The 5549-nt window shown below is 32.0% G+C and carries 3 protein-coding genes; 2 read left to right on the top strand and 1 reads right to left on the bottom strand.

All coding sequences use genetic code 11. The features are described from left to right. Positions 1 to 112: 112 nt before the first annotated feature. Positions 113 to 841, bottom strand: a complete 729-nt coding sequence (locus ACN4EE_RS21835; protein ID WP_431708626.1) for a Bax inhibitor-1/YccA family protein — start codon at positions 839 to 841, stop codon at positions 113 to 115. Positions 842 to 1028: 187 nt separating this feature from the next. Here ACN4EE_RS21835 and ACN4EE_RS21830 point away from each other — a divergent pair, with 187 nt between their 5' ends. Both ACN4EE_RS21830 and ACN4EE_RS21825 read left to right on the top strand, forming a co-directional pair. Further along, on the top strand, positions 1029 to 2033 hold the full coding sequence (locus tag ACN4EE_RS21830; protein ID WP_431708625.1) for a hypothetical protein: 1005 nt from the start codon (positions 1029 to 1031) through the stop codon (positions 2031 to 2033). A 180-nt stretch (positions 2034 to 2213) separates the two neighbouring features. Then, positions 2214 to 5549, top strand: a 3336-nt coding sequence (locus tag ACN4EE_RS21825) for a CHAT domain-containing tetratricopeptide repeat protein (protein WP_431708624.1), incomplete at its 3' end; no start/stop codon positions are given.

Here is a 5549-nt window from a genome sequence, read left to right as displayed (position 1 = left end):
TATTACTTATTACTTATTACTTATTACTTATTACTTATTACTTATTACTTATTACTTATTACTTATTACTTATTACTTATTACTTATTACTTATTACTTATTACTTTTTTTATTAGTCACGACTATTAATAGCGATTAAAAGTCTAAGAATAAAGACAAAAAGATTGATATAGGTAAGATACATGGAAAGGGCGGCAGATAAATATTGCTCATCACGGTAGGCACGGGGTAATACATAAAAATCAACTACTGATGCACCTACAAAAAGAAAGACACCCAAACCAGAGATACCAATTTCTAACCAACTGGGGGTGAAAACACCAAAGAAACTCAATACTAATTGTAAGAGAATAACCACAAAAAGCCCGATTATACCCAGTTGCACTGTTTTGGTTAAGGCTAATCCGTCTTCTTCACCGAGATTTGAGCCAATATTTTTTGCAAAGACAAAAGTGATGCCACAAGCTAAAGCGGCAATGGCTACTCCATTAATACCCACTCCATCTGTGCCTAATGCCACAAAAACGATACCACTGAGGGTATAACCTGTGAGGAGACTATAAACCGTTAACAAGGGTAAAGCAATACTGTTATCGGCTCTTTCAGCAATACCTCTAACTACAAAAAAGAGGACTAATTGCAGAATAATTGCACCGATGAAGGTAGGCATAAATAAAGCAGGGTTAGAGGTAATCATACCCAAACCGCCATAAGTGCCGACAGCAGTTAAGACTAAACCCCCTCCTAAATAGGGTAGCGCCTTGTTGATAACGTTAGGACCTACTAAAGACTGATTTTGAGCCTTTTTAATGGCTTCCCGAAAATTACTTGTTGTTGCCATAGTATTTTTTCAAATTTAATCTAATTTTGCTATTGTTTCTAATGTACCAAAAATATTCTGTTTTTAATTGTTTGTCCTCTCGATCAAAAAAACCTTTAAGATAAATAAAGTTCGAGGTTCGATCGAGTTAAATAACATTATAGCACATAAAGTAGTTATTCTATAAATAGATTAATAACGTAATTATATGTCAGAAATTCAGGCTAATTCTCAAGAATTAGAAGCAATATATAATAAAATTCAAGAAATAGATAAACAGGTAAAACAGCTAGAAAAAGCTAGTCAAAAAGTTATCGTTACTGGCAGTAAATCTAATCCACAACCGAAGGCTTTAAATCTGACAGAAGAGCAATTTATTAATATCTACAATTATACACCTCAAATTTTTGCAGACTATGCCGTAATGGTGTCAGTTTCTGGAGAAGAAAAAAATCATAAAAAAGTTATCTTAGACTCTACAAATAACGGTTATTATTGGATAATTTTAGTAGAAAATCAACTGAGTAAAAATTATTGGTTAGTACCCAATAGTAATCGCAAAATTAGATTTCATCGATGGCAAAATCATATAGAATCTTTATTTAAAATTGATGGAGATATAATAAATGATCAAGGTAATTTAGTGTTAATAAAACCAAGTTTAGTGAATATTTTACCTAGCGGAGAATCATGGGAATTAACCTTAAAAGGAGAGATTTATATTGATAATATATCCCCTTCAGATAAAGTTTTAGAAAAACTAGAAATTCTCAAAAATAATGAAACAGAAACACTTGAGCATTTTCAAGATTTTACTGACTTTTTAAAAGACTATTATCACCATAGCTTAAACTTACAAGAAGAGCAGGAATTGTTAAAGCAAAATTTTATGGAAATTACTGATAAATTATTGAAGATAAAATATCTCTCAGGAGAAGATATATATAAAGATATTGATACCTTTAAACTTAACTTAGAAACTCAAATTTCTGAATTGATTCAAGAAAATGAACTTATTTATTCTGAAAATTTCTTGAAAATATTTAATAATTTTAAGATACAGGATGATAAACTTAATCAGACGATCGAATATTTTATGATCAAAAGAAGAGAACAACTTGCTATGATTAAAAGTATGAAAGGTAATTTAGGTTGTTTAAATATTGCAGTAGTTTTATTATTATTTTTGATTATCGGAATCTTAATTTATTAAAAGTAAAAAGTAAAAAGTAAAAAGTAAGAAGTAATAAGTAAGAAGTAATAAGTAATAAGTAATAAGTAATGAGTAAGAAGGAATAAGTAATGTCATTGCGAGGCACGAAGCAATCTCAATCAATCTTTATTTTTTGTATCAATTCTCAATTGTTAATTCTAAATTTTCCATTCTTTTATTATGGTAAAATATCTTTTTAAATCTCTATTTTTTAGTGTTATTTTAAGTCTAGTTTCAGGGATAACTTTACCCCCTAATATCTTAGCTGAAACTAAAGGTTCGATCGAACTAAATAATAATATTATAATTAGTCAAACCCATGAAGAAAAAGTTGCCCTAATAGAGAAATTAGGCACTGAAATAGAAGAATTATTAAGTAAAGGAGACTATCATAATGCAATTATTCGGCTAGAAACAGTGATAGAAATTGTGAAAGGAGAATTAGGAGAAAATAACGTTGATATTGCAATATTAAATAATAATTTAGGAGAATTATATTTTACAGTAGGAGATTATAAAAAAGCAGAATTGTTATATCAAAAAGCATTAAATATTATCAAAAATACGGAAGAAAAAGAAAGCCTAAATACAGCAATTTTTACCAATAACTTAGGAAAAATATATCATAGTCAAGGAAACTATCCACAAGCCGAATCTTTATATCAAGAAGCATTAACTATCACCAAAAAACTCTCAGGAGAAAAAAATATCACCGTTGCTACCTTATTGAATAACTTAGGAGAATTGCAACGTTTACAAGGAAATTATCCTCAAGCAAAATCTTTTTACGAAAAAGCCTTAATTATCGCCGAAGAAGTAGCAGGAAAAAATAATCCCGACAGTGCCATATTTTTAAATAATTTAGCTCTGGTATATTATAGTCAAGGAGACTATCAAAAAGCTGAATCTTTATATTATCAAGCCTTAGATATTAAAAAAGAAATTTTCGGAGAAAATCATCCCGACATTGCCACATTACTCAACAATTTAGCTGAGTTATACCGAATACAAGGTAATTATCAAAAAGCGAAATCTTTTTATCAAGAATCATTAACTATCTCAAAGAAAATTTTGGGAGAAAAACATCCTAATATTGCTCAATCTATCAATAATTTAGGATTATTTTTTTATACTTTAGGAGATTATCAAAAAGCAGAATCCTTCTATCAACAAGCCTTAAATATCAGAAAAGAAGTGTTAGGAGAAAATCACTCCGATACTGCTCAATCTTTAAATAATTTAGCTTTAATGTATCATCAACAGGGGCATTATCAAAAAGCAGAATCCTTTTATCAACAAGCCTTAGGTATTTATCAAAAAACATTAGGAGAAAATCATCCTGATACGTTAACTATTTTCAACAACTTAGGAGAGTTATATCGTTTACAGGGTAACTATCAAGAAGCAGAAAAAATATACCTACAAGTGTTAACCAAGCGTCGAGAGATATTAGGAGAAACTCATCCTGATACAGCACAATCTTTGAATAATTTAGCACTAATGTATCATCAATTAGAAGATTTTGACAAAGCCGAGCCTCTTTATATAGAATCTTTAGCTATCTATAGGAAAAATTTTGGGGCGAATAATCCAGACACTGCTACTTCTCTCAATAATTTAGCAGAATTGTACCGTTTACAGGAAAGATACCAAGAAGCAGAGGTTTTATATCAAGAGTCTTTAGCCATCAGAAAAAGAATATTAGGGGAAAAACACTCTGATATTGCACAATCTCTCAATAATTTGGCTTTACTGTCTCAACTGCAAGGAAACTCACCCCAAGCGGAGACATTTTTTAAACAGAGTTTAGATATTTATAAAGCAACTTTAGGAGAAAAACATCCTAACATCGCTACTCTATTAAATAATTTGGGAGGCTTTTATTGGGAAGAAAATAATCTTAATTCAGCCTTCGACTATTTAACTCAGGGTACAAATTTAGAAGAAGAAAGACTGACGGATTTTCTTAATACCATTGGTGATGAATCTCGCAAACAGGCATATATCAACACCCTTGCTTATTCCACAAATGTTGTTATCAGTTTACATCTTCAGTCAGCACAAAATAATCCTCAAGCCTCCTCTTTAGCTTTAACTACTATACTGCGAAGAAAAGGGAGAGTTTTAGATGCTTTAAGCAATATTATTGTGAGTCTGCGCCAAAAACAAACTCCTGAAATACAAACTTTATTCGACAATTTGGCGGAAAAAAGAAGTCAGTTAGCGTCTTTGGCATTTCAAGGCGCTGGAGAATTATCTCCTCAAGTCTATCAACAATTAATCGATAATTTACAGCAAAATATCCGTACATTAGAAACAGACTTATCTTCTCAAAGTGCGGAGTTTCGATCGATTAATCAATCTGTTACCTTAGATAGTATCCAAAATCTTATCCCCGAAGACACGGCTTTAATCGAATATTTAGTTTATAACCCTTATAACTTAACTACTAGAAAATTTGAAAAACCTCACTATGTTGCCTATGTTTTGCATTCTGACGGGATGCCTCAAGGGATAGATTTAGGGGAAGTGGAAACCATCGATAAACTGATTGAAAAGTTACGCATCGATTTAGCAGATATTAGCGACATAGAGACTTTAACTAATCATAGCAAAGAGCTTTATCTATTGATGTTTAACCCACTATTGCCTTTTCTCAATGATAAAAAAACTCTTTTGATTTCCCCTGATAGTCAACTTAATCTTATTCCTTTTGTAGCGTTAAAAGATGAACAAGGAAAGTATCTAGTAGAAGATTACTCTATTAATTATCTTACCAGTGGTCGAGATTTATTAAGATTGCAAACTCAGTTTCCTCCTCAATCGGAGGCGGTAATTGTGGCTAATCCTACCTATGATTTAGAGATAAATCCTTCTTTGGTGGCTAATGCTGGTATTAGAGGTAATAGTAAACGATCGATCGATTTAGATCAATTAGGTTGGTGTTGTGGAAGTTTAGAAGGCACAAAAGGAGAAGCCCAAGCAATTATTCCCCTGTTACCGAAGGCAAGGGTTTATACAGAAAATGAGGCTTTAGCGGAAAATATTACCAAAGTGAAAGCGCCTAAAATTTTACATCTAGCTACCCATGGCTTTTTTCTGCCTAATTTAGAGTCTTCATCGGTGACAACTATTAATCAGTCTAATATCCAAAATCAGCTTACCATGATTGCTCAGGAAAACCCGTTATTGAGATCAGGTTTAGCTTTTGCGGGATTTAATCCCATTAAGAATAATATGGAAGGCGCTTTAACGGCGTTGGATGCCTCCAGTTTGGATTTATGGGGTACACAATTAGTAGTTTTGTCCGCCTGTCAAACGGGAATCGGGGAAATAAAAAATGGAGAAGGAGTCTATGGTTTAAGAAGGGCGTTTGTGTTAGCAGGGGCGCAAAGTCAATTAATGAGTTTATGGGATGTCTTTGATTTGACTACCCAAGAATTGATGACTAATTATTATCAACGGTTAATGAGGGGGGAGGCTCGATCGAACTCCTTACGTCAAGTACAATTAGAG

It is taken from the genome of Geminocystis sp. CENA526 (genome assembly GCF_050753365.1).
In the GTDB taxonomy this organism is placed as follows: domain Bacteria; phylum Cyanobacteriota; class Cyanobacteriia; order Cyanobacteriales; family Cyanobacteriaceae; genus Geminocystis.
This window is presented reverse-complemented; position numbering and strand designations above follow the sequence as displayed.